Raw genomic sequence first — 24,259 nt, forward strand, 5'->3', positions numbered from 1 at the left:
GCTACGCCGACACGAAGAACAGGCGCTTGTTGGCGAACTCGCCAATGCCGAGCGGGCCCATTTCGCGGCCGAAGCCGGAGCGCTTCACGCCACCGAAGGGAATCTCGGCGGCCTCAGCTGCAATCGTGTTGACGTGGCTCATGCCAACCTCGAGCTGCGAGGCGACGCGAGTCGCGCGGGCCTCGTCAGTCGAGAACACCGAGCCACCGAGGCCAAGCGCGCAGTCGTTCGCAAGCTCAAGTGCCTCTTCGTCGCTCGACACCTTGTATACGGTCGCGACGGGCCCAAAGATCTCTTCGCCATACGACTCGGAGTCGCGGGGCACGTCAACGAGCACCGCGGGTGAGTAGTGTGCACCAAGTCCGTCAGAGAGCACTCCACCAGCCACAAGCGTCGCGCCCTCGGAGACAGCCTTCTGCACCTGTGCGTTGACGGTTTCGGCGGCCGCACGGGTCGAAAGCGGCACGTACTCACCCTCGGCGAGGTTCAGCTGATCCCCCGGCACGAGGCCGGTTGCGAGCTTCTTCAGTTCGGCAACAAACTCGTCGTAGATGGTGTCCATTACGATGAGGCGCTTGTTCGAGTTGCACACCTGACCGACGTTGTAGACGCGGAAATCCCACGCTTCCTTGGCCACGGCAGCAACGTCGTCGGCATCGAGCACCACCATCGGGTCGATGCCACCCAGCTCAAGCACACACTTCTTCAGGTGCGCGCCAGCCTGTGCGCCGATGATCGCTCCAGCCCGCTCGGAGCCGGTCAGCGACACGCCCTGCACGCGAGGGTCGGCGATGATCGTTGCGATCTGGTCGTGCGAGGCAAACACATTCTGGTAGCCACCGACGGGCACACCCGCCTGCTCCATGATTTCCTGGATCGTCAGAGCAGAGCGCGCGCAGATATCGGCGTGCTTCAAAAGAATTGTGTTGCCGAGCAGCAGGTTTGGCGCCGCAAAACGGGCGACCTGATAGTACGGAAAGTTCCACGGCATCACACCGAGCAGCGTGCCAACCGGACGGTGCTCGATGTAGGCCTTGCCCGGCACGGTGCTCGGAATCTCGTAGTCGGTAATCAGGCTCGGCCCGTGCACCGCGTAATACTCGATGATGTCGCGGGCAAACTCCACCTCGTCAATCGACTCAGCGATCGACTTGCCCATTTCGGTCGCGATGATTCGCGCAAGTTCTTCCTTGCGCTCCTCAAAGATCTCAGCGACTCGCTTGACCACGGCGGCGCGATCCTGCACGCTCCGCTCGCGCCATTCCCGGTACACCGCATCGGCATCAGCAAGCGTCTGCTCGATCTGTGCATCGGTTGCGGCCTCGAACGTTTCGAGAATCTCGCCGGTGGCGGGATTCTGAACCCGGTACTTAGACATGCATATCTTCCTCCAGAGTAGGGAATATTGGCCGCGCCAACGTGTCTATTCGTGAAGCGAGCCACTTGAAAGCTATCACCCGAAGGGTGCAATTACTCTGGCGGCCTGCCGTGGTGAAGAGTTGAGTATCCCGCTTGCACCCTGAGCCAGGCATACTTAGACCATGGGTCGTCAGCCAGAGACAGCAGGGGAATTTCGGTCACTCGAAATCCTCAGCATTCGCCCACCAAGCCGATGGGTCACCGACATCTTGCTTGCGCTGCTGATCATCGGATTCTCTGTCGCACCGATGCCTGGCGAGGGGGTTCTTCGCCCCGAACCACTGACACTGGTGTTTGTCGGGCTTGCGATCTCACTGCTGCCACTTCGGAGGCGCTTCCCGGCGACAACGCTCGTGTTGTCAGTCGCCTTTTTTACGGTGGTTGCGCTGGATGGCATCATGTCGGCAGGTTCAGCGATGGCCGTCGCAATCATGGTGTTCAACTACAACAATCGCTTGCCACGTCGACGCGGCATGATCGTCGCACTCGCGATCATCACGCTGATACTTGCACTGAGCATTCCTTCAATACTTGCGGACGACTTCAGCCCCGTGTGGTGCAATTCATGTTGACCGTCGGCATCGCTGCTGCGGCCGGAGATGCAACACGATCTCGGAGAGAAATCATCGCCGCAATGACCGAGCGGGCACGGCGGGCAGAAGAAACGCGCGAGGCCGAGGCGAAGCGGCGTGTGAGCGAAGAGCGGCTGCGCATCGCTCGGGATCTGCACGATGTTGTCGCCCACCAGATCGCTGTCATCAGCTTGAACGCCGGGGTTGCCACGTCTGCAGTCGACACCGCACCAGACAAAGCCAAGGCTTCACTGGCCACAATACGTGAGGCATCTCGTTTGGTGCTCAGTGAAATTGGCGATCTCATGGCGATGCTCCGCAGCGACAATGACGGTTCCGTCTCTGCCGCGACCTCACCGCAGTACGGTCTCGATCAGTTGGACTCACTCATCACTCAATTCGCCGCATCAGGGCTGGATGTCACCGTGCGCCGCGAAGGGGATCTCACCAGCGCCATCGCAGCGGCAAGCACTGCGACCGACAACGGGCTGAGCCTTCAAGCCAGTTCCGTCACCTACCGCGTCATTCAAGAGGCGCTCACCAACGCCCACAAGCACGGCTCCGACCACCGCGCGCACCTGCTGGTTGCGGTCGATGACCACGAACTCAGGATCGTGATCACAAACCCCTTTGCGGCGGATGATCCCGGTCCAAACCCAACCGCTTCGCCCACTCCTCGCGGTGCTGGGCTCGGTCTGATCGGAGTGCGCGAGCGTGTCGCATCCGTGCGAGGTCAGGTCGAAGCGGGGCCCGTGCCCGGAGGCTGGCGCGTAGCCGCGAGCATTCCACTCTCGAAGGAGACCCTCACGTGATCGACGTTCTTGTGGTTGACGACCAATCACTCATTCGTCAGGCGGTCAGCGAAATTCTGGCGGCAGAAGACGGCATCAGCGTTGTCGCGCAGGCAAACAACGGTGCCGAGGCGGTGCGCCTCGCCGCAACGCTGCAGCCCGACGTGGTACTCATGGATATTCGGATGCCCGAGATGGACGGCATCACCGCGACCTCTCTGATCTGTGCTGATTCATCCAACCGCGCTGAATCGGTCACACCAGCGGGTGCGGTGTCCGAGCGAACACGCGTGCTGATCCTGACCACCTTTGAAGAGGACGAGTACGTGGTGTCGGCGCTGCGAGCTGGCGCGAGCGGGTTTATTGGCAAGGGATCCGAGCCCGAAGACATCTGCCGTGCCGTGCGCGCGATTGCCGAGGGGGACGCACTGCTCTCGCCCGCGGCGACGCGCGCGCTGATCAGCAGGCATCTGTCGGCCGCGCCCTCTGTGCAATCGCGGACGGCTGTCGAGCTTGAGCACCTGACTGAGCGGGAGCGGGAAGTGCTACTGTGTGTTGCGCGGGGCCAGTCGAACCAAGAGATCGCCGACAACCTCTTCATCTCGCCGCACACCGCAAAAACTCACGTCAACCGCATTATGGCGAAGCTCAACGCACACGACCGCGCCCAGTTGGTGATCGTGGGCTACGAGACCGGATTGATCGCACCGGGCGGCTAATCACTCTCTAAGTTCTATTCTGAAGTGCAACATACCGCGGATGCTGTACCCGGAATGACCCGGCCGGGGACGCGGGATCGGGGCGAACACGCGATTCTGGGATCATGAACACATCTGATACCCAAACGAAACCGATCCTCGCGGTTTCTCACGTGAATAAAACCTACGGCCAGGGCGCAAACCGCTTCGAGGCGCTCAAAGATGTCAGCTTCACGATTCGTGAGGGTGAGAGCGTCGCGATTGTGGGTAAAAGCGGCTCAGGCAAGTCAACGCTCATGCACGTGCTCGCGCTGCTCGACGCACCAGACAGCGGCACAATTGAGTTGGAGGGAGTCGACACGCACACCCTCAAGGGTGCCAAGCTGAACCGCACGCGCAATAAGACGTTTGGGTTTGTGTTTCAGCAGTTCTTTTTGACGGGCAACGAGAGTGTGCTCGACAACGTCATCTTGCCGCTCAAGATTGCTGGGGTGGGCCGCGGTGCTCGCCGCGAGCGCGGCATGGCTGCTCTCGAACAGCTCGAGCTCGACTCGAAGGCCAAAAACAAGGCGTCGAACCTCTCGGGTGGCCAGAAGCAGCGGGCGGTTATCGCCCGCGCGCTCGTCAACAATCCGCGCATTATTTTTGCCGACGAGCCGACCGGCAACCTCGACACGGCAACGGGTGCGGTTGTTGAAGACATCCTGTTCACTCTCAATCGAGAGAACGGAATCACGCTCATTGTGGTGACACACGACGAGGAACTCGCGGCGCGCTGCGACCGTCGCATTCTGATCCGAGACGGTGCCATCGTCGAAGACAGCGCCCTCGTTGCAGAGGAGGTCGCAGCATGAAAACCCTCGACCTCATCGGCACAGCTATCAGCAACACGTTTCGCTCGAAGACCCGCACGATACTGACAATCCTCGCGATCTTTGTCGGCGCCTTTACGCTCACGCTCACAAGCGGACTCGGCACAGGGATCAACGCCTACATCGACGACACCGTGAGCGGCGTCGGATCCTCAAACGCAATGACGGTCACCGGCACCGCAGAATCCACCAACCCGATTGACGCTGGCGATTCAGGACCGGCCGAATACAACCCCGACGCTATCGCTGCAGCGTCTGCCGGCCCTCCAGGCCAAACAGTGATCGCCTTAACGCCGGCCGACATCGACACGATCTCGTCAACCAAGGGTGTCGAGAAAGTCCACGCCACCCGCAGCATCTCGCCCGACTACGTGCAGGTCGACGGCGGTAAGCAGTACGTCGCAAGTGTCGGCAGCCTCGTTGCTGGGCAGACCACACTGCTGGCGGCCGGTGCAGAGCCGAGCAATACCTCTGAGTCATTTGAGGTAGCGATCCCAGACAGCTACGTAAAGTCGCTCGGATTCAAGAAGGCCGACGACGCAATCGGTGCAACACTCACCATCGGGATCACGGACGCTGTGCGCGGGAAACACACCGTCGAGGCGAAGATTGTAGGAGTCACTGAAGAGGCCCTCGTGTCGCCGCTCGGACCGAGCATTCTGCCGAACAATACACTCACGGACAGGCTCTTTGAGTTGCAGAGCACCGGCATTCCTGCCGATCAGGCCGATCGGTATTCAAGCGCAACCGTGTGGTTCGCGTCGGACGCGACCGACGCACAGGTGTCGGCCTTGAAAGACAGGCTCGCCGAGGAGGGGTTCACCGGCACAACTGTCGCTGACCAGTTGGGCACGATTAAGACCGTCATCGACGGCATCGTGCTGGTGTTGAATGCGTTCGCCATCATTGCGCTGCTCGCGGCCAGCTTCGGCATCGTCAACACCCTCTATATGTCGGTTCAGGAGCGCACTCGCGAGATCGGCCTGATGAAGGCGATGGGCATGGGCAGTGGTCGCGTGTTCTCGCTGTTCAGCCTCGAGGCCGCGTTCCTCGGATTCCTTGGAAGTGCGATCGGTGTGGTCATCGCAATGGGTGCCGGTACCGCGTTGAGTTCTGTGCTTTCAACATCACTACTCGCGGATCTCAACGGGCTGACGCTGATCGCGTTCGATCCGGGGTCGATCGCAACCATCATCCTCGTGGTGATGGGGATCGCGTTCCTGGCGGGCACGCTCCCTGCAGCGCGGGCAGCTAAAGCCGATCCCGTGACTTCCCTGCGCTACGAGTAATGCGATCAATGTGATGGCCCGGGCCAGGGTAATTCCCCGGCCCGGGCCATCCGTTCGTGCGTTAGCGTTCAGTTCGGGCTAACCGCCCCGGCCACCAAATGCGATCCCCCACCAGGCTGAACAGTGCGGGCACCATCACGGTGCGCACAATCAGCGTGTCAACCAGCACGCCGACCCCCACAATCAGCCCGAGTTGCCCGAGTGTCACGAGGGCAGCACACCAAGGGCCGCGAACACGGCCGCAAGCACCAACCCCGCGCTCGTAATGACCCCACCCGTGTGAGTCACCGCCTCGACAATGCCAGATCGCGTACCCAGCACCCGCGCCTCAGCCTTCGCCCGGTGCACCAAGAAGATCGTGTAGTCAATGCCGAGCGCCACCAAGAACAAGAACGCGAGCAGCGGTACCTGCAAGTCGAGCGCGGGCTGCCCCAACAGCACCCGGCTGAGCCACGCGCCCGCCCCAATCGCCGCGACAGCGCTCGCAAGGTTGACCGTAAGCAGCAGCAGGGGTGCCACGACCGAGCGCAGCAACACGAGCAACACCACAAAACACACGGCCAGCACAAGCGGTGCGATCTTCCACAGGTCGTCGAGGTTGCCCTGACGCGCATCAACGTCGGTCGCCACCGCGCCTCCAACGATCGCGTCTGCGTTCGGGATCGCCTGCACCGCCTCACGCAGTTCCGCAATCTGGGCAAGGCTTTGCTCCGTGCTGGGCTCATACGCGCTCGTGACCATGATTTTGGTGAGGGCCGGGGTCGATGCCGATTCAGCGCCGCCCCCGTCGGCCGTTGCACCGGCCGGATGAGCGCGCACCACACCCTCTACGTCATTGACCGCGTCAACAACCTCAGCGGACTCCGCCGTGTTCGTAATCACCCAAATCGGCTGCGCCTCGCCCGCATCAAAGTGCTTCGCAAGCACTTCTAGTCCGTTCGCCGATTCCGACTGCACACGGAACTTCTCGATCTGGTTCAGGCCGATCGTGGTACCAAATAGCCCGGAGGCCATGACCGCCAACAGCGCGGCCCCAGCCGCTAAACTCAGCCCGGGCTTTGCCACCACGCGGGTCGCGATACTATGCCAAACACTCTTCCGAGGTGCCGAGGTCGCCTGCTGCTGAGCAGCCTGCCCCTCCGGCCGCGGAATGAACGGCCAGAACAGCTTGCGGCCACAGACAGCCAGCACCGGCGGCAACAAGAACAGCACGGCCGCGAGTGCAATCAGCAGACCGAGTGCCGATGACACGCCAAGGCCCTGGGTGCCTGGAATCACGGCGAGAACAAGCGTCAGCAGCGCCAGCACAACCGTGACGTTCGACGCAATGATCGCGCCCGCGGTTTTGCGCCACGCGGTACTGAGGGCAGCCCGGTGATCGGTTGTAAGCAAGAGCTCTTCTCGATAGCGCGAGATGAGCAGTAGCGCGTAGTTGGTGCCCGCCCCAAACACCAACACGCTGATGATGCCAGCATCAAACTGCAGACCCCAGGCAGACCCCGCAGCCGCGGTCACGCGCCCCGCAAGTCCATCGGCCAGGGCCACGACAAGCAGCGGCGCAAGCCACAGCACCGGGGAACGGTAGGTCACAATCAGCAGGATCGCAACAATCGCAATGGTGACGAGCAGTAGCGTGATGTCAGCACCCTCAAACGCTGAGGCAATGTCAGCACCAAACGCTGGACCGCCCGTAACAAGCACACTGAGGTCGGCCGGCGTGTGCTTCGCGAGCCTGTCGCGCAGTTGGTTGACCGTCTCTGCCGTCTCCGTGTTGTTCTCACCCACTTCAATCGGGGTCACGAGTACCGCAGCCTTATCGTCCTCACTGATCATCGGTCCGCTGGCTGCGGCGGGAGAACCATCGTCAAGCACGGTCAAGAGCTGCTTGAGTTGCTGCGTATCTGACTCGTTCAACTTCGCGCCGTCATCACGAGTTACCACAACCAGCACCGACTGCTGGTCGGCGTTCGGAAACTGCGAGAGCAACTCGGCGGCGCGAGCAGATTCGGAGTCTTTGGGTGCCTGAGCGTTGCCGCCCGGGGCTGCGGCGCTGCCGAAAACACCAAACATGGCGATGAAGGCCAGCAACACGATGGCCAATGAAATCCAGGCACCGCGACGCGAGGTGAGCCGGTCAGCAAACGAAGGCCTCTGGGTTTGGGGTGAGGGTGATTGTTCCATGCTTCCACCCCACCAGTTACCCGCGCTCGGGTCATCGTGAGCGCGGGCGAACTGTGTGTCATCCTTTTGGGTGATATGCCGCTACTACCGGCTCAAGGGGCAGGGCGTCGACTCTCGCCCGGCAACTCCGTCGAAACACGACGCAACCGCAGGGCCCCAACGAACCCCAGCAAGAGAAACACGGCAGCAATCAGCATGGACCAGCGGGTTGCATCAGCGAAACCGGCCCCGAGCGCCCTCACCGCTGCGGCGGTCTGGTCACCGAGCATGCTCGCGTCGCCCTGAGCACGCAGTTGCGAGATGAGCGTACCGGCGGATTGGCGGGTTGATTCGGCGAGCTTTTCGGCGGGCTCCCCCGTGATCCCGACCGAGGACAGTGCCGGTGGCAGGGTGATCGCGAGCGACACCGCCAGCGCGGCACCGGCAAAGGCCGTGCCGAGCGCTGAGCCGATCTGTCGCACCGTACTCTGTGTTGCTGATGCTTGGCCCGACGCGGCAACGGGTACGTCGCGCAGCACCGTGCCGGTGAGTTGCGCTGAGGCGAGACCAAGTCCGAGGCCATAAATGATGAGCGGAGCCGCCACGAGCCAGCCCGGAGTCGTGCCGCTCACGAGCAACGCGAGCACAACTACACCGACTACTTCGAGACCGAGGCCGAGCAGCACGGTACCGGGTGCCCCAAACTTGGCGGCAAGGTGCCTGGCAGAGGCACCGGAGAAGAAAGCACCGAGAGCCATTGCCGCCAGCACAAGCCCCGCCCCCATTACGTCTAGGCCAAGCGCGTTGATCAGATAAAGCGGCAGGACGAAAATAATGGCGAACTCACCCACCGCGACCATGGCCGCCGTAAGGTTGCCCCAAGAAAAGGTGGAGAACGAAAACAGCCCAAGATCGAGCAGGGCAGACCTCTGCACCCGTTCACGGTGCCGCTCCCAAAAGACAAAGAGAGTCAGCGCAACAGCGGCGAGCAGAAACGCAATCGGCACAGCAGAGATCGGAGCGGTGACCGGCCACTCCCAACCAAAAATGTTGAGCGCTGCCTTCGGCTGCCACCAGCCAAGGTCTGGCCCCTCGATCACCGCAAACACGAGCGCCCCAAACCCGATTGCGCTCAAGAGTGCGCCATCGACATCAGCCCCTGGCCGATCCTTGGCGGCACGGGTTTCGGGCACCGTCACGGTCGCGGCGACAACAATGAGCAGCCCCAGCGGCACGTTGACTAAGAAGATCCAGTGCCACGAAGCCCATTGAGTGAGCGCCCCACCCGCGAGCGGTCCGACCGCGGCGGCACCCGAAATGACGGCGCCCCACACACCAAACGCCGCGGCACGGTACTTACCGCGAAACACCGCGTTGACGGTGGAGAGGGTCGACGGCATGATGAGTGCCGCTCCGATCGCCTGGACGGCGCGAGCCCCAATCAGGGCACCCGCGCCGCCTGACACCGCGGCGAGCAGGCTACCGGCAACGAACACGACAACCCCGGCAATAAAGGAGCGTTTACGCCCCAGCTATCGGCGATTTTGCCCGTCGACAGCAAAAGCGCGGCAAGCAGCACAGCATAGAGGCTATTCACCCACTGCGCGTCGGTGAGGTCGAGGTGCAGATCGCCGATGATGTTCGGCAGTGCAACCCCAACAATGGTGCCGTCCAGCACGATCAGCCCAAGACCAATCGAGAGCACCGCGAGACTCATCCAGTCGCGCCGTGTTGGTGCTTCCCCACCCGCCCCCTGCTCACGCGGGCTCGCCGCGGCAACCATCACGACACCGCGATCTCTTCAGGCTTCGTGTGTTTGCTCGGCGCAACGGCTCGGCGCAACGCCACGAACAGCACGATCATTCCGGCCGTGAGCAGGATGTGACCGATGCCGGCAATGCCCGAGATCGCGGCACTTGACGGTTCCCCAAGCACTGTGAGGCTGCCGTGCCACAGCATCATCGACACGGTGACAACAATGCCCGCGTTGTAGAGCCAAAAGAACCAGCTGAACAGCCTGGGGCTTCGCGAGATCGTAAAGACCTTCTCAAGCAGCAACACAATCAGTAGCACGATAAAGCCGAGAGTCAGCAAGTGAGTGTGCACCACTCCGAGCTGGGTGAACTGCCCCTCAGGGAAATCGTTCAGTTTTGTGAACTCGCGGTAAAACACTCCTCCGATGACTCCGGCGAGCATGTAAATAAATGCGGCATTGACTAGTCTCTTCACGAGAAATCCTTTCGTTGTGTGGTTGGAGATGCGTTGCTGGCTTTCACAGCAATCCGGTTTCTTGCGCGACGTGAATCGCGCGCGCTCTGCTATCAACTCCGAGCTTGGTGAAGATATGAGCGAGGTGGCTCTTCACTGTCGCGTCCGACACAAAGAGGGTTTTTGCGATTTCTTTGTTGGTCACGCCGGTGGCGAGCAGTTGCAGCACCTCTTGCTCACGATCCGTCAACCGCGGCGGTGGGTTGCGCAGGCCCTTGAGTACGCGCGCGGTGAGTTCGGGCGCAAGCACGGTGTCTCCGGCGGCCGCACGCTCGATGCCGTCGATGATCGCCTCGGGGTCGACGTCCTTGAGCAAGTAGCCTGCAGCTCCCGCCTCAATCGCGCTCAGAATCTCGGCGTCACGGTCGAATGTGGTCAGGATCACAACAGCGGGCGGTGGGTCGAGCTTTCGCAGTGCGGCAGTGGTCTCGATACCATCGATCCCCGCCCCGAGGCGCAAGTCGCACAGCACCACGTCGGGCCGTAGGTGCCCCGCGAGGGTCACCGCTTCTTCTCCGGTAGCCGCCTCGCCGATCACGCTGACGCGGGAGCCACCTTCGAGCACCGCGCGCAACCCGCTGCGCACAACCGGGTGGTCGTCAACAAGTAACACGGTGGTGGTCATGGGGTTTCCTCTGTCAAATGATCGGCAAGGGCCGTAGCCGCTTCAGTGGAGCCCGCTGCATCAGCGAGATTCGCGGAACCAGTACTACGCCCCTGCACACGAGTTGGCAGTTGCACCGAAACCCTTGTCCCCTTGCCGGGTGTGCTTTCAATTTCAAGTGCACCGCCGAACTCGCGCAGGCGAGCCCTCATGAACCGCAGACCGTAACTCGACGATCCCGGCTCAACGGTCTGCTCCCAGGCGGCAGCATCGAAGCCTTTCCCGTCGTCGGTAATGTCAAGACGCACGGAGTCTTCTGCGTCAACCAGGCTCACAACAACACGTGTGGCAGCAGCGTGCACTCGCACATTGCCAAGAGCGGACTGCGCCGTGCGCAACAGTGCAACTTCAACTTCAGTGGGCAACTGCGGCAATGATTCATCAACGTGCAATTCAACTGTGACACCTGATTCCGCGCTGGTGCGATCAAGGATGCGCTGCAGCGCAGCAGCGAGCGCGTCATTCTCAAGTTCTGCCGGGGCGAGCGCTGCGACAATCCTGCGCACGTCGGTAAGACTTTCACCGGCAAGCCCCTCAAGCTGCGCGAAGGTGCGGGAGACCTCGGCATCGTCAGCGCGACTCCTGCCAGCGTGGGCTAATAAACGAATCGACGAGAGTGCCTGAGCGATGGTGTCGTGAATGTCGCGCGAGATCCTGGTTCGTTCTATTGTTGCCCCCGACTGCCGCTGCGCCAGGGCGAGTTCGTCTTGCAGATCTGCCATTTCTTGCTGCGCACGCGTGAGCGAGGCAAGCAGGCGCTCACGCTCGGCTGCATCGCTCAGCAGTTGCAGGTACCCGCGCGAGATTCCAAAAGCAAACACCCCGCCAATAAGCGGCCCAAAAATGTTTGCGTAGCTCGTCACGCCGTGATGCACAATCGGTGCGATCACCACCACAGCAAAGACAACTGCAGAAAACACGAGCCCCCAGCGAAGACTCAACAGGTGCCCAGCCAGCAACCACAGCAGAAAAGCCAGCCATACAAACTCCGCCGAAACAGCAACCGCGGCGATCCACAACACCGCAAACCCGATGAGCCAGAGCACACCCGTGGTTCTCGAGTTTGTGCGACGGGGCAGAACGGCACCCGCCACGTGCCACGCAAGAATTGCGCAACCCGAAATCAACGCAACCGGTGCCGCAACCCCGTCGGCGATCGCGCGGATCACACCGACCGCGGTGAGCAATGCCGCTATCGCATACTGCCCAACCTCCATTGCTCGCATCGTTTTGGTGACCGCGGCAGGCGTAAACCCAACAGGATTACCAAGCATGAGCGGCGTGTGAATGAGACTCATGCCTTCATTCTCGCTGAGCCCGCTGACATTGAAGGGTTTTTCGCGGGTGCCGCCGGCAGTGAGAGTTGTTGCCCCCGCCGAGTTTGCCGCAAGATCCTTCATGTCTGTTAGTCCATCAGGATCGCGCTCGCCAGTCATCACGAGCACGGTGGAAGAAAAAATCACCCGTTTGGGTGATGTGCTGCCAAGCGAGAGTTGTCGCCGCCTGACCTTCGGGCTGATCTACCGGATTTGAACAACAACTCACCCGGTCAGATCACACACATTTATGATATCGTTTATACACAAACTGATATCGTTTAAGGTGGTGAACCCGTGGCGCAACTCCTCATTCGTCAGCTATCCGACGAGGTGAAAGAAGGGCTGCGCGAGCGTGCCCGCACAAACGGGCGCTCGATGGAGGCAGAAGCTCGCGCGATCCTCACGGATACTGTCTTCCCTCAGAGCAGCATCGTCATTGAGTACGAGGGACCACTAGACCCTGCCACACTCCTTGAACGCTATGGCGTGAAAGTACTGCCAAGGAACTCAGAAGGACGGACCGTCACATACGAAGAGACCCAAGCCTTGATCGACGAGTTTGTGTGAGCAGCTATTTACTCGACACGAACGTGCTGATCGCACTGCTCGACCCCGATCAGCAGTTTCACGAGGCCGCAAACCGCTGGTTCTACGGTGGTGCAATGCGCAGTTGGCTCAGTTGTCCGATCACGGAGAACGGGGTGATCCGCGTTGTCAGCCTGCCGAAGTATCCACGCAGTCGTCCACCAGTGGAGGTGATTGAAAGCCTCCGTACACTCCTCGCCGTGGGCAACCACAACCACATCCCCGACGATGTGTCGTTGCTTGACCCTGATATCGACCCACACCGCGTCAAGGGATCAGCAAAGGTCACCGACACCTACCTCGCGCTGCTCGCACACAGGCACAACGCTCAGCTCGCTACTTTCGATCGCCGCATATCAACTGCGGCACTTCGTGTGCCGGGCAAGATCTACCAGATACCTGTTTAGCCGGATCAACCCTGTTCAAGTTGACCCACCAGCCACTCATTGCGCCTGCGCAACAGCCGGGCCATGTATCGGTGCATGAACAGCCAGTCCACGAACCGGCCAAGCACCCGTACGGTGAAGCGTACTCAACCAGGTCGACCATACGCGTTCCCTCCGCAATCGATTCGAAGCGATGCTCGTGCCACCATCGCGCAAATGGACCGCTCGTTTGCTCATCGACAAAACGATGTGGGCGATCAAACGCAGTAATAGACGAGGTCATCTTCCAAGAGACACCGAAGTGCTTCGCTCACCAGGTCACACTCTCCCCAGTTCGCATTTCTCCACTCAACACGCCCGCGACTGCGCGCTCACTCGATTCCTGCATTGAGGCGGTGTGGGCGTCAACAGACAGACTCAACGCAAAACAGTCCTCGGGTGTCGCCCGAATCACAGTCTCGAGCCGAATCGTTTTCATAGAAGCTCCTCCTCAAACTAGGACTCTACGCGATCCTCTCCAGCACCCTCCACCTCACTGCAGCGAGGGGTAGCCGAGAGCCCGTGTGAGCCTGCCGCGCTTGGTTGAGTGCACCTGTTACCGACGAGCGTCCAGATTAATCACGCGCTAGCAATCTGGACGCTCGTCGGTAACAGGTGCACTCATCGGCGGGGTGGCATCGGACACTGAGCGCCCACGTCGTGAGGCTCACTTCTCGCGCCACCAGCCCCAACGCGCAAAAATGGTGGCATGGGAACCACCAACTACATAAGCACCTTCATTCAGGTCGCAGAGGACTGCCCCGAGCTCGATGCACAAGAACCACCCCTTGGCAGCAAAGCGCCGTCTATCGCAGAGTTACAGTACCAACTCATCTCGGAGCACCCCTACGAGCTCACCTCGGACGATGTGCTGTTCGAGGTTCACGCCATTCGCAAGGGCATTCCTGCGGAGAAGAAGCGCGAAGAGCGTGAGGCCTTCTTCGCAAAATCACAGGCCTGCCTGCGCGCCTCACCTCTCGGCAAGCGTTACGGCTGGGGTGTACACTCGGACGCCGCGGGCAGGGTTGCCCTCGTGCCGCTTGGTTCAAACGAGTACCGCGCGCTTGCCGAAGACGCCAGCGTGAAACAGCTCAGGGCTATGCGATCGAAACGGGCCTGATCTCCGTCGCATCAGCCCTGCACCCGGTCGGTGCGGTGGTGGTCAAGCTCAAGACCAATGAACGCCGTGATCAGTGCCCGGTAGGTGCGTTCTACGACCTCGGCTGATGCCCCAGACGCCTCGGCCAGACCGCGCACCTTGGAAATGACCTGCTCGACTTTGGCGGGTGCACGCACGGCGTCCTCGTCTTTTTTCAGACTTCCGGCGGCAACCAGCCAGGTCTGACGCTCCGCAATCAGCTCGACGATGCGTCGATCAAGCGCGTCAATGTTTGCTCGCACCTCTTCAATGGTCGTTTCCTGGACTGTCGTGCGCTCCAGACTAGCGGGGCCGAGCAGTGCACTCACCACAACAGGCTACCTATTCAACGACGACATATCCGCATATCGTGCCCCGCTCGGGGCGGCAACAGCGTCAAGCTGTGCCAGCATTTCTGAACTGAGTACCAGCGATTCGGCAGCCACGTTCTGCTCTAGGTAGCTCACGCGTTTCGTGCCCGGGATCGGCACAATGTCTTCGCCCTGAGCAAGCAGCCATGCCAAGGCGACCTGACCGGCGGCAGCACCGAGTTGGGCCGCGACAGCATCTACCTGCTCAACGATGGTGATGTTCACCTCAAGACTGTCCCCCACAAAGCGCGGATTGAAGCGACGGAAGTCATCAGTGTCAAGCTGATCAAGAGAGCGGATCATACCGGTCAGAAAGCCTCGGCCCAGGGGCGAGTACGGCACGAACCCGATCCCCAGATCTCGCACCGTCGGCAATATCTCGGCTTCAGGCTCGCGTGACCACAGCGAGTACTCGGTCTGAATGGCGGTAATCGGGTGCACGGCGTGCGCGCGCCGTATGGTTGCAGGAGCCACCTCCGACAGCCCCAGGTGTTGCACCTTACCCTCTGCTACAAGCTCCGCCATTGCTCCGACGGTGTCTTCGATGGGCACGTTCGGATCCACACGGTGCAGGTAGTACAGGTCGATGCTCTCAACACCGAGACGGCTCAGTGAGCCCTCAACCGAGCGCCGAACAGCCTCGGGGCTTGCATCGAATCCGCGGCGCTCTGGCTGATCCGGATCGAACCGAATGCCAAACTTGGTGGCAATTTTGATCTCATCGCGACGACGCGCAAGCACCTTTCCAAGCAGAACCTCGTTCGTGTGCGGCCCGTACATTTCTGCGGTGTCAAGCAGGGTGACACCCAAATCGAGGGCTCGGTTGAGGGTGCGGATCGACTCGGCCTCGTCTTGGCCCGAACCTGTGTAGAAGGCCGACATGCCCATGCATCCCAGCCCCAAGCGCGAGACGGTGAGTGCGCCGTTCGGGTTTTCTGCCCTGCCCAGTGTGGTGTATCTCATGTGTTGACGACCTTTCGTGAGTATTCGTCGATCTTGTAAGAGATCGCGTCGAGACTCGATTGAGTCTCTCTGAGGTGCTCGATAACCTTCTGCTGGTGTTCAATGAGCAAGTTGAGTCGAGCCTCATTTGTCGAGTCCCCTTGCCTGGCAAACTCGGCATACTGTCGAATCTGGCCAATTCCCATACCGGTGCTGCGCAATTTCGTGATAAATGTCACCCACCGCAGGTCTCGTTCCCCATACACACGATGGCTTGCTTCCGTGCGCGCCAGCCGACGAATCATCAGCCCGGCACGCTCGTAGTAACGTAGCGTGTGCACTGAAACCGTCGTGATTTCTGCCACCTGGGAAATCGAGTATTCGGTTACCGCATCGCTCATAGCGGCAACACTAAGCCTTCGAGTGCGCTCTAGGTCAAGTTGGTTGCAAACTTCCACAGCCCCCAGTCATCTCACGCTGGGCCTTCACGCAAATCGAGCGCATAAAAGAGCTTGTCGTAGCGATTCTCCCCAAACGCCACGAAGCGAGGCAACATGCCATAGCGTTGAAAACCCAGCGACTCGTAGAGCGCAATCGCCCGCGTGTTGTCGCCGCGTAGGTCCAGGGTCACAACTTCGGTGCGCGTATCGCGAGCCGCCTGAAGCAATTCGTGCATCATCAGCTGACCAATTCGTTGACCCTGCGATTCAGGAGCGACCGCAATCTTTTCTATATCAACATGCGGGCTGTGCGTCGGTCGCGCGTAACGAGTCCAGTAACCGAGGCCCAGTAGTTTGCTGCGCTGCCAAGCTGCGACCAGGCATCCATCGCCCTCAGACGAGGCTTCAACAACTCCTCGAAGCAGGCTGTTGACCTCTGCTGCGGACGGCGGACACGTCCACCCAAGCGCAGCCCCTCGGGCGACAAGCTCTTGCAACAGGGCTGCCGCTTGCGCAGAGAAGTCTTCTATAAGGTCGTCCGGCCGCACCCGAACGATCTCAACGGCATTCTGCATCTCGCTCACGCACTCCATCATGACACTGCCAACAACGCTTTGGCTGCGGCCGTTGCAGCCACTTGGACCACTTGGACCGCTTCGGGAAGCAACCCACCAACCACCACGTAAAATGGGCACAATGACCGAGACTCCGGCCGATCCTGAACCCGCTCACGAGGCAGGTGCAGGCACGCAAGCAACCACCATCGACCCCGCCGAACTCGATATCGCACTCCGTGTGATTGCCCGGGCGCAAGAACTGCCCACCAATCACGCCGACTTTCTGGCGGTGCGCGAGGCGACTTCCTCGATGTTTAAGGCCGTCAAGCAGGGGCGTCGTCGCCGCAACCGCGAAGCAGTGGCGTCAGCCGACAGGGCGGTCATCGCGGCCACCGCCACCGGTGCCCCTGACCGCATCGACGACGAAACCCGCGGCGTGCCGCTCTCCACCTCAACCGAGGCTCCCAGCGCGGGCGAGCTCATCAAGCCCCGCAACTGTTACGTCTGCAAACAGCCCTACACTCGGGTCGACGCCTTCTACCACCAGCTCTGCCCGACTGCGCGAAGTTCAGTCACGGTAAACGAAACGCAAGCACCGACCTGAGCGGCAAGCGTGCGCTGCTCACCGGTGGTCGTGCCAAGATTGGCATGCACATTGCCCTGCGTCTGCTGCGCGACGGTGCCCACACCACCATCACCACACGCTTTCCGCGAGACGCAGCGCGTCGATTCTCAGCCCTGCCCGATGCGGCCGATTGGCTCCACCGGCTGCGCATTGTGGGCATTGACCTGCGGGATCCGGCGCAGGTGCTTTCGCTCGCCGACTCGGTGGCGGCCCGGGGGCCACTCGATATCTTGATTAACAACGCTGCGCAGACCGTGCGCCGCTCACCGGGGTCGTACTCGCTGCTCGCAGACGCGGAGGCTCAGCCGATGCCCGACGGCCCGCTGCCCGAGGTCGAGGTTCTGGGGTCTGCGGTGCAGTTGCACCCGCAGTCGCTGGAGGCCTCGGTTGGTGGGGTGGGGATCCGGGACGGTGTCGACACGGTTGCGGCGCCAGGCGCTCTCGGCACCCTCTCCGGCACCATCGCAGAAGGCCTTGCTGAGGGTCTTGTGCAAAACCTCACCGGCGCAGAGCTGAGCGAGCTTGCGATGGCCCCCGGATCCTCGTCGATTACCAAACACACCGACGGCACCGCGATCGACGCGGGTGGACTCGTGCCCGACATGAACCACAGCAACAGCTGGGTGCAGCACGTGCAAGAGGTGGACCCCCTCGAAATGCTCGAGGTGCAGCTGTGCAACACTACCGCACCGTTTCTGCTGATCAGCCGTCTGCGCGCCGCGATGGTCGCATCGCCCGCGCGCCGCACCTACATCGTGAACGTTTCGGCGATGGAGGGGCAGTTCGGGCGGCGGTACAAGGGTCCGGGGCACCCGCACACGAACATGGCGAAGGCCGCCCTCAACATGCTCACGCGCACCAGCGCCCAGGAGATGTTTGAGACGGACGGGATCCTGATGACCGCCGTCGACACCGGTTGGATCACCGACGAGCGCCCGCACTATACAAAGATCCGCCTCGCCGAGGAAGGCTTCCACGCCCCACTCGACCTGGTCGACGGAGCGGCAAGGGTGTACGACCCGATCGTGCGCGGCGAGGCAGGCGAGGATCTGTACGGTCACTTCTTGAAGGACTACAAACCGAGTCCGTGGTGATGGGGGCGGCCCGCTCCGGTGCGGCCTCTCCCGGCGCGGCCCCTTCCGGTGAGTGCACCCCTTACCAACGAGTGCACCCCTTGCCTACGCGCTGGAAACCTGGGCGCTCGTCGTTAAGGGGGCCTCTCGTCGCGCGCAGCGGCCGAGCGCGTCTCAGTAACAAGGTTGCGTCGCCACCAGCGATCAGCCACTCCCGCTGCTCTTACGAGCCTTCCGCGAGAGTGAGTCAATCGTCACCGCAAGCACCAGCACCCCGCCCGTCACCATGTAACGAACATATGCATCGACGCCAATGAGGTTGAGGCCACTCGTAATCGACTGCAACACAAGCATGCCAAACAGCGCCGAGTACACTGAGCCGCGCCCACCAAAGAGGCTCGTGCCGCCGATCACCGCCGCAGCGATCGCCATCAGGTTTGTGTCGGTGCCGCCGCTGGTCTGGCTAACCGACTGCAGGCGAGCAGCCGCAAGCACACCGCCGAGCGCGGCAAACACCGAGCACATCGCAAAGACCGAGATGTAGATGCGGTCGACGTTGATGCCTGCGCGGCGAGCCGCCTCAAGGTTCCCGCCGACGGCATACACGTGCCGCCCCCAGGTCGTGCGGCGCAACAGGAAGTCCATTCCGATGATGACGGCCACCCACAGTAGCGGCATGGCACCGATGCCGCGGTCAAGGTTGAGGTACCAGGCGACGAGCGCCACAGCCGCGATCAGCACGACCGCCCTGATGACCGCCGATCGCACGCTCGGTGCCGACAAGTTCGCGGCGGCACGTCGTCTGATGCTGCGCAGCCTCGCCAAGAAGTAAAGAGCGCCGATCACAATCGCGAGCGCGTAGGAGGCCCAGGCTGGCAGAAACGTAAAGTTGGCGAAGGCGATGAGCGCCGAGTCTCCCGGCAGATTGATCGTGCCGTTTTTGCCAAGTGTCAACAGCTGCAGGCCAAGGAAGGCGAGCAAACCGGCCAGGGTAATCACGAAACTTGGCACCCCAAACCTCGTGCAGAGCACGCCGTACAGCATGCCGATGACGAGTCCGGTGCACAGCGCGGCAAGGATGGCGACCGGCAGCGGAAACCCCACATAGACAAGCAGCACGGCAAGCACGGCACCCGATAGCCCCGATACCGACCCCACGGAGAGGTCGATCTCTCCGAGCAGCAGCACGAGCACAATGCCGATCGAGATCATGCCAATCGTGGCGGAGTCAAGGCTCAGCTGGACGAGGTTGCGTGACGATAGAAATCGGTTGTTCATCGCGTAGAAGACGATCCAAATCACGATCAGTCCCACAACAACGGGGATCATGCCGAGGTCACCGGATCGTAGGCGGCGAAGCAGATTGCCCCAGAGCGCTCGGGGAGAAGAGTCGTCGATGAGTCGTTCATCGGTGCGGTCGGCAAAACTCATCAGGATTCCTCTGTCTTCCGTTTTGACGCAGCAACGCTGGCGTCCCGCGCCTGGCGCGCGGCGACCACGTTATCGGAGGCGCCGGTGATCGCTACGACGAGTTGTTCGGTTGAGGCCTCGTCGATATCAAACTCCGCGGCGTTTCGACCCAGCCTCAGTACGTATATGCGATCGGCGACGGCCTGAACATCGGCCATGTTGTGCGAGATCACGACGACGCCGAGGCCGGACTCCCGGAGACGCTCGATGAGGTTGAGCACCTCTGCAGTTTGAGCTACGCCGAGCGCCGCGGTCGGTTCGTCGAGCAGCACGACCTTCGGAGAACCAACCAAACTGCGTGCGATCGCGACGGTTTGGCGCTGTCCACCCGAGAGCGAGGCAACCGCGATCCGCACCGAGGGGATCTTCGCCGAGAGTTGATGCAACAGTTCCCAGCTGCGCGCCTCCATCGTTTCTTCGTCAAGGGCCCCGGCCCGGGTCTTCTCCTGGCCGAGAAAGAGGTTGGCAACAACATCGAGATTATCGGCGAGTGCAAGGTCTTGAAAGACCGTGGCGATCCCGAGCGACTGGGCGGCTCTCGGTCCGGCGATCTCTACTCGTTTTCCGCCCACCTCGATGGTGCCAGCGTCGGGGCCGTATACGCCCGAGATGATCTTGACGAGAGTGGACTTGCCTGCGCCGTTGTCGCCGACGAGGGCTACCACCTCGCCCGGATCAACGTCGAAGTTGATGTCGGTAAGGGCCTGAACGGCACCGAACCGTTTGCCGATGCCGCGCAGCGAGAGTACAGGTTGAGTCATGGAAAGTTCCTTGGGCGGGGCTGGATTGAGCGGAGCGGAACAGCCAACGGCCGCCCCGCTCCGCGTCGGTCAGGAGAGTCCGTCTGCCTTGCAGGCGTCGGCGTACTCAGCCGTGCAGATGTCAGAGACCTCGTAGAAACCGTCTGCGACAACGGTGTCTTTTACGTTGTCCTTTGTGACCGCAATCGGATCAAGGATGTAAGAGGGGACACCCTCGAAGTCCGTGGTTCCTGTGGCCTTCTTCCCGGTGGCGAGATTCACCGCCAGCTCAGCAGCCTTCTCAGCCTCGATCTTGATCGGCTTGTACACGGTCATGTACTGCTGACCGGCCACAATCCGCTGGATCGCCGCGAGCTCCGCATCCTGACCCGTGATCGGAGGCACGCTGTCGCCTCCCTCGGCACGGAACGCCGCGAAGACACCGCCAGCCTGTCCATCGTTCGCTGCGTACACACCGGCGAGCGAGCTCGGATCGATCTTGTTGAACTGCGAGCTGGTGAACTTCTGCGCGTTGTCTGGGCTCCAGTCGGGGTTGTCGTACTCAGCGATGATCTTCAGACCACTCTTGTCAAGAACCGAGTGGGCACCCTTCTTGAACTGGGCAGCGTTCGGGTCGGTGGGCGAGCCGTTCAGCATCAGAATGTCGCCCTTGTCACCGGCCGCCTTGACGAGGGCCTCGCCCTGCATCTCGCCAACCCGTTCGTTATTGAAGGAAATGTAGTAATCGGCACCCTCGATAAAACGGTCGTAGGCAACGACGGGCACCTTCGAACTTTGCGCCGACTTGACGATGGAGGTGGCCGCCTTACCGTCAACGGGGTCCAGCACCAGCACTGACGCGCCGTCTGTGAGCGCGGACTCGGCCTGTTGCTGTTGCTTTGACGCGTCTTGGTCGGCGTTCAGGTAATTGACCTTGCAGTCAGCACACAGCTCCTTGACTTTGGCCTCAAAGAGAGGCTTGTCAAAGCTCTCATATCGGGTCGTTTTGGTCTCGGGCAGCAGCAGCGCGATCGTGGCAGCGTCTCCCGAGTCGCCCGATCCTGAACTGGTGTCACTGCCATTCGACGAGCAGGCTGCGAGGCCGCCGAGGGCGAGAATCATGGTGGCCGTCACGGCGGCGCTACGTTTGAACTTGTTCACTTTGTCCTCCGAGAAAATACTCAGGTCCACGACGTCGTGGAGTGTGCTCATTCAACTACATCGCGAAGTAGAGGTCAACACATGAACTTAAAGTGGTCAAGTATCGTAATTTCATTGAATTAAAGTTCAAGACTTGACGACAAGCCGGACTTCGACCACAGTTAGTGCATGATCTCCCGTCCCGCCACAACTTCGGAGCTTCGGACCGCCAACGAGGAGCGGGTAGTTCGCGCCATCAGGGCAGACGGAACCCTGAGCCAGGCGGAAATTGCGAGCCGCACGCAGCTGGCACCGCCTACCGTATCCGGCATTGTTCGTGACCTGGTCGCGCGCGGATTCCTTCGCTCCGAAGAAGGAATGGGTCGACGCGGCAGCCGTGTGACCATCTCGCAAGAGGCAGGCGTCGTTGCGGGAGTCGACGTCGGCCATTCTCACCTTGAGGTTTCAGTGGCTGATCTTGGGGGTAACATTTCGCGATCCCGATCCATTGCGCTCTCTCCTGATACCGGTTACCGCAAAGCGCTGGAACTCGCCAATGCTTTGATGGACGAGACGCTGCTCAGCGCCGGACACACACGCGAGAAGTTGCGCGCGTTAGGATTGGCCGTTCCGGCCCCCATCGGAGTTAACGGCACACTCGATTCCGGTCTGAGCCCTTCCGGCTGGGTTGGAGCAGATGTAAAACGCGAGGCAGAGGCTGTTTTCCACTGCCCCACACTCGTGGACAATGATGCCAACCTTGGAGCACTGGCCGAGTCGACCTTTGGGGCAGGAAGAGGCCACGACGACCTGCTCTACATCAAGCTGGGGACCGGGGTCGGCGGTGGTTTCGTTCTTGGGGGGCAGGTGTACCGCGGCGGCTTAGGCATTGCTGGCGAGTTGGGCCACTTTACGATTGATGAATACGGACCACTGTGCCGCTGCGGAAACCGCGGTTGCCTCGAAGCCTATGTCGGAGGATCATCTCTCCTGCGGCAGTACGCACAGGTGGGGGAAGCCGTCAATATTGCCTCCCTGGTGGCTTCGGCGGTGGGTGGAGACAGCAGCGCACGGCGGCTTATAGAGGATGCTGGACGCCACCTCGGCAAAGTTGTTTCAGTCATTGTCAACCTGCTGGGGCTCTCGATCGTTGTCGTCGGAGGTGAACTATCTGAAGCCGGCGATTTGCTGCTGAATGAGGTGCGCGCCTCACTGAGGCGCAACGTCATCGCTCCACTGGATCAACATGTCCAGGTACTCGCGTCCACTGTCGAACGGCAGGCCTCATCGCTGGGATGTGTGCTGCTCGCGCTGGATGCCGTGGAGTTTCGGGCTATTGAACCCTCACGGCGCGCCGACTGAGGTGAGTCAGCGCTTGAAGCCGGTCAGCGAGCTGGTATCGCGGTTGCGGATCGCGCCCAACACCCCGCACGACCACAACGCCCACAGCACGAGTACCGGTTGAAAGAACAGCCGAATGCCTCGAGCGGCATCGGAGTTGAGCCCAAACGCGTCCGTTCCCGTGACGTACTGCGAAATGTTGCCGGGAAAGATAGCGACAAAAAACGCGGCCACAACCCACCCAACGGGCACACGGAATCTGCCGAGCGTCAGGAGCGCTCCGCCAAGCGTAATCTCGACAATCCCAGAGGCGACAACAACAAAGTCTTTATCGGCGGGAACCCAGTCCGGCACCTGCGCATGGAAATCACCTCTTGCAAACGTGAGGTGCGAGATGCCCGCGAAGAGCAAAAACAGGCCCAGCACGATGCGGGCAACGTGCTGCAGCGGTGTGGCTTTGGGGAGACGGTGCATGGCTGGATACTACTCCGAAACTGCGGGGGTAAATAGTTGGTGTGGATCCCGACCCCGGTGGGTCACTTCGGTAGGAGATGGCACTCATTCAGGATCAAATCCAGCAAAGCACTCCTTCTGAAGTGCCATCTCCTGAGTTGGTGACGCACTGAGTCGAATCGGTGACCAAGATTACCCGCGGCATTTGTAGCAGAGCGACCCCCGCCTTCAGACCGCCAAGAAAAGCCATGGACTCTGAACCATGACGCGACGCATCTTGATCTCTGTTTCGATTGTGGCAGTGCTGTTCTTTACCGGGTGTTCGTTTCCTTTTGGTAAATCTCATGCTCCAGCCCTGACAGAAGTGGCCAGTGTCGCCGATACACCTGCTGGTGACGATTCAGCAGAAGGGGAAACCGATTCACTTGATCTTGTCATGCCAACGTGCGATGAGTTGATTGCCCCGGCCACCGTTCAATCTTTCAATTCCAGCTTGGAGCCGTTCCACGTGTCGGACAGAAGCAACATCAATGAATTGCTTGGGCCAAAAACTCTCGCGGCACTCGATTCTGGTGAGGGCACTATCTTCTGCAATTGGGGAATTCGTTCAACAGATGCAGTTGCTTATGTCGCGGTCACTCAGCTCGAAGAAACAACTAAGCGAAATCTCGTTACTGCCCTCTCTGATTCCGCGTACATCGATGCCACGGACTCGTACGCTGCAGAGGAACTGCCCACAGAAGCAGTCTTCAGGCGCGGGCAAAGCAATGAGCATCGGTATTTGGCCGAGATTGGCTTCGACGGGCCTGTGTTGATTGCAGCGGTCGGCACTCTTTCTGGGGATTTTGCGTCGGCCGCCCACAAAACTATGAAGCGCCTCAACCCCGGGCTCTAGTTCCGAGCTTCT

23 protein-coding genes and 3 pseudogenes are annotated in these 24,259 nt (G+C 60.9%); 11 read left to right on the plus strand and 15 right to left on the minus strand.

What is annotated here, in order from left to right; all coding sequences use genetic code 11:
* Position 1: 1 nt before the first annotated feature.
* Positions 2-1,378, minus strand: coding sequence for an NAD-dependent succinate-semialdehyde dehydrogenase (locus tag G7066_RS14920; protein ID WP_166331788.1), 1,377 nt, complete (start codon positions 1,376-1,378; stop codon positions 2-4).
* 163 nt (positions 1,379-1,541) lie between these two features.
* Between G7066_RS14920 and G7066_RS14925 the strand changes: the two genes are divergently transcribed.
* The 5 genes from G7066_RS14925 to G7066_RS14945 all read left to right on the plus strand — a co-directional run bounded on the left by G7066_RS14925 (position 1,542) and on the right by G7066_RS14945 (position 5,641).
* Complete coding sequence (locus G7066_RS14925) at positions 1,542-1,991, plus strand: hypothetical protein (protein WP_166331789.1); 450 nt, start codon at positions 1,542-1,544, stop codon at positions 1,989-1,991.
* Positions 1,985-2,803 (plus strand): sensor histidine kinase, encoded by an 819-nt coding sequence (locus G7066_RS14930; protein WP_166331790.1) that lies wholly within the window; start codon positions 1,985-1,987, stop codon positions 2,801-2,803. Before G7066_RS14925 ends, G7066_RS14930 begins: the two co-directional genes overlap by 7 nt.
* Positions 2,800-3,501, plus strand: a complete 702-nt coding sequence (locus tag G7066_RS14935; protein WP_166331791.1) for a response regulator transcription factor — start codon at positions 2,800-2,802, stop codon at positions 3,499-3,501. Before G7066_RS14930 ends, G7066_RS14935 begins: the two co-directional genes overlap by 4 nt.
* A 104-nt stretch (positions 3,502-3,605) precedes the next feature.
* Positions 3,606-4,334: an ABC transporter ATP-binding protein gene (locus G7066_RS14940; RefSeq protein WP_166331792.1), complete on the plus strand. Its 729-nt coding sequence runs from the start codon at positions 3,606-3,608 to the stop codon at positions 4,332-4,334.
* Positions 4,331-5,641 (plus strand): ABC transporter permease, encoded by a 1,311-nt coding sequence (locus G7066_RS14945; RefSeq protein WP_166331793.1) that lies wholly within the window; start codon positions 4,331-4,333, stop codon positions 5,639-5,641. The genes G7066_RS14940 and G7066_RS14945 overlap by 4 nt, the downstream gene beginning before the upstream one ends.
* A 61-nt stretch (positions 5,642-5,702) precedes the next feature.
* Here the strand turns inward: G7066_RS14945 and G7066_RS14950 are convergent.
* The 5 genes and pseudogenes from G7066_RS14950 to G7066_RS14970 form a co-directional block, all read right to left on the minus strand.
* Positions 5,703-7,822 (minus strand): annotated as a pseudogene (locus tag G7066_RS14950) (MMPL family transporter).
* Between the two features lie 92 nt (positions 7,823-7,914).
* Positions 7,915-9,518 (minus strand): annotated as a pseudogene (locus G7066_RS14955) (MFS transporter).
* A gap of 65 nt (positions 9,519-9,583) precedes the next feature.
* The gene (locus G7066_RS14960) at positions 9,584-10,030 is read right to left on the minus strand and encodes a DUF2871 domain-containing protein (protein WP_166331794.1); all 447 of its coding nucleotides are present in this window, start codon (positions 10,028-10,030) and stop codon (positions 9,584-9,586) included.
* A gap of 43 nt (positions 10,031-10,073) precedes the next feature.
* Positions 10,074-10,694 carry a response regulator gene (locus G7066_RS14965; RefSeq protein WP_166331795.1) on the minus strand — a complete coding sequence of 207 codons (621 nt, stop codon included), beginning with the start codon at positions 10,692-10,694 and terminating at the stop codon, positions 10,074-10,076.
* Positions 10,691-12,169 (minus strand): sensor histidine kinase, encoded by a 1,479-nt coding sequence (locus G7066_RS14970; RefSeq protein WP_244303084.1) that lies wholly within the window; start codon positions 12,167-12,169, stop codon positions 10,691-10,693. Before G7066_RS14970 ends, G7066_RS14965 begins: the two co-directional genes overlap by 4 nt.
* A gap of 177 nt (positions 12,170-12,346) precedes the next feature.
* On the opposite strand from G7066_RS14970, the gene G7066_RS14975 reads away from it, so the two are divergent.
* Both G7066_RS14975 and G7066_RS14980 read left to right on the plus strand, forming a co-directional pair.
* On the plus strand, positions 12,347-12,619 hold the full coding sequence (locus G7066_RS14975) for a FitA-like ribbon-helix-helix domain-containing protein (RefSeq protein ID WP_166331796.1): 273 nt from the start codon (positions 12,347-12,349) through the stop codon (positions 12,617-12,619).
* Positions 12,616-13,044: a TA system VapC family ribonuclease toxin gene (locus G7066_RS14980; RefSeq protein ID WP_166331797.1), complete on the plus strand. Its 429-nt coding sequence runs from the start codon at positions 12,616-12,618 to the stop codon at positions 13,042-13,044. The genes G7066_RS14975 and G7066_RS14980 overlap by 4 nt, the downstream gene beginning before the upstream one ends.
* A 289-nt stretch (positions 13,045-13,333) precedes the next feature.
* Here the strand turns inward: G7066_RS14980 and G7066_RS17645 are convergent, their stop codons facing one another.
* Complete coding sequence (locus G7066_RS17645) at positions 13,334-13,501, minus strand: hypothetical protein (RefSeq protein ID WP_341873816.1); 168 nt, start codon at positions 13,499-13,501, stop codon at positions 13,334-13,336.
* A gap of 270 nt (positions 13,502-13,771) precedes the next feature.
* On the opposite strand from G7066_RS17645, the gene G7066_RS14990 reads away from it, so the two are divergent.
* Positions 13,772-14,182, plus strand: coding sequence for a DUF6157 family protein (locus G7066_RS14990; protein WP_166331798.1), 411 nt, complete (start codon positions 13,772-13,774; stop codon positions 14,180-14,182).
* Between the two features lie 11 nt (positions 14,183-14,193).
* Here G7066_RS14990 and G7066_RS14995 read toward each other — a convergent pair whose 3' ends face one another.
* From G7066_RS14995 to G7066_RS15010, 4 genes are all read right to left on the minus strand, one after another.
* Positions 14,194-14,529, minus strand: coding sequence for a chorismate mutase (locus tag G7066_RS14995; protein WP_244303086.1), 336 nt, complete (start codon positions 14,527-14,529; stop codon positions 14,194-14,196).
* Between the two features lie 9 nt (positions 14,530-14,538).
* Positions 14,539-15,534 carry an aldo/keto reductase gene (locus tag G7066_RS15000; protein ID WP_166331799.1) on the minus strand — a complete coding sequence of 332 codons (996 nt, stop codon included), beginning with the start codon at positions 15,532-15,534 and terminating at the stop codon, positions 14,539-14,541.
* Complete coding sequence (locus tag G7066_RS15005) at positions 15,531-15,914, minus strand: MerR family transcriptional regulator (RefSeq protein ID WP_166331800.1); 384 nt, start codon at positions 15,912-15,914, stop codon at positions 15,531-15,533. The genes G7066_RS15000 and G7066_RS15005 overlap by 4 nt, the downstream gene beginning before the upstream one ends.
* A gap of 71 nt (positions 15,915-15,985) precedes the next feature.
* Entirely contained in the window at positions 15,986-16,528 is a 543-nt protein-coding gene (locus G7066_RS15010) for a GNAT family N-acetyltransferase (RefSeq protein ID WP_166332106.1), read from the minus strand.
* 121 nt (positions 16,529-16,649) lie between these two features.
* Here G7066_RS15010 and G7066_RS15015 point away from each other — a divergent pair.
* Positions 16,650-18,229: pseudogene (locus tag G7066_RS15015) on the plus strand (SDR family NAD(P)-dependent oxidoreductase).
* Positions 18,230-18,412: 183 nt separating this feature from the next.
* Here G7066_RS15015 and G7066_RS15020 read toward each other — a convergent pair.
* From G7066_RS15020 to G7066_RS15030, 3 genes are all read right to left on the minus strand, one after another.
* Positions 18,413-19,639, minus strand: a complete 1,227-nt coding sequence (locus G7066_RS15020) for a sugar ABC transporter permease (RefSeq protein ID WP_166331801.1) — start codon at positions 19,637-19,639, stop codon at positions 18,413-18,415.
* Entirely contained in the window at positions 19,639-20,439 is an 801-nt protein-coding gene (locus G7066_RS15025; protein ID WP_166331802.1) for an ATP-binding cassette domain-containing protein, read from the minus strand. The genes G7066_RS15020 and G7066_RS15025 overlap by 1 nt, the downstream gene beginning before the upstream one ends.
* 69 nt (positions 20,440-20,508) lie before the next feature.
* The gene (locus G7066_RS15030) at positions 20,509-21,630 is read right to left on the minus strand and encodes a sugar ABC transporter substrate-binding protein (RefSeq protein WP_166331803.1); all 1,122 of its coding nucleotides are present in this window, start codon (positions 21,628-21,630) and stop codon (positions 20,509-20,511) included.
* Positions 21,631-21,747: 117 nt separating this feature from the next.
* Here G7066_RS15030 and G7066_RS15035 point away from each other — a divergent pair, with 117 nt between their 5' ends.
* Positions 21,748-22,920, plus strand: a complete 1,173-nt coding sequence (locus G7066_RS15035) for an ROK family transcriptional regulator (RefSeq protein ID WP_166331804.1) — start codon at positions 21,748-21,750, stop codon at positions 22,918-22,920.
* 6 nt (positions 22,921-22,926) lie between these two features.
* On the opposite strand, the gene G7066_RS15040 is transcribed toward G7066_RS15035, so the two are convergent.
* The gene (locus tag G7066_RS15040) at positions 22,927-23,373 is read right to left on the minus strand and encodes a DoxX family protein (RefSeq protein WP_166331805.1); all 447 of its coding nucleotides are present in this window, start codon (positions 23,371-23,373) and stop codon (positions 22,927-22,929) included.
* A gap of 241 nt (positions 23,374-23,614) precedes the next feature.
* Between G7066_RS15040 and G7066_RS15045 the strand changes: the two genes are divergently transcribed.
* Entirely contained in the window at positions 23,615-24,247 is a 633-nt protein-coding gene (locus G7066_RS15045) for a hypothetical protein (protein WP_166331806.1), read from the plus strand.
* The last annotated feature ends 12 nt before the right edge of the window (positions 24,248-24,259 follow it).

This window comes from Leucobacter coleopterorum, assembly GCF_011382985.1.
Classification (GTDB): Bacteria; Actinomycetota; Actinomycetes; order Actinomycetales; family Microbacteriaceae; genus Leucobacter; species Leucobacter coleopterorum.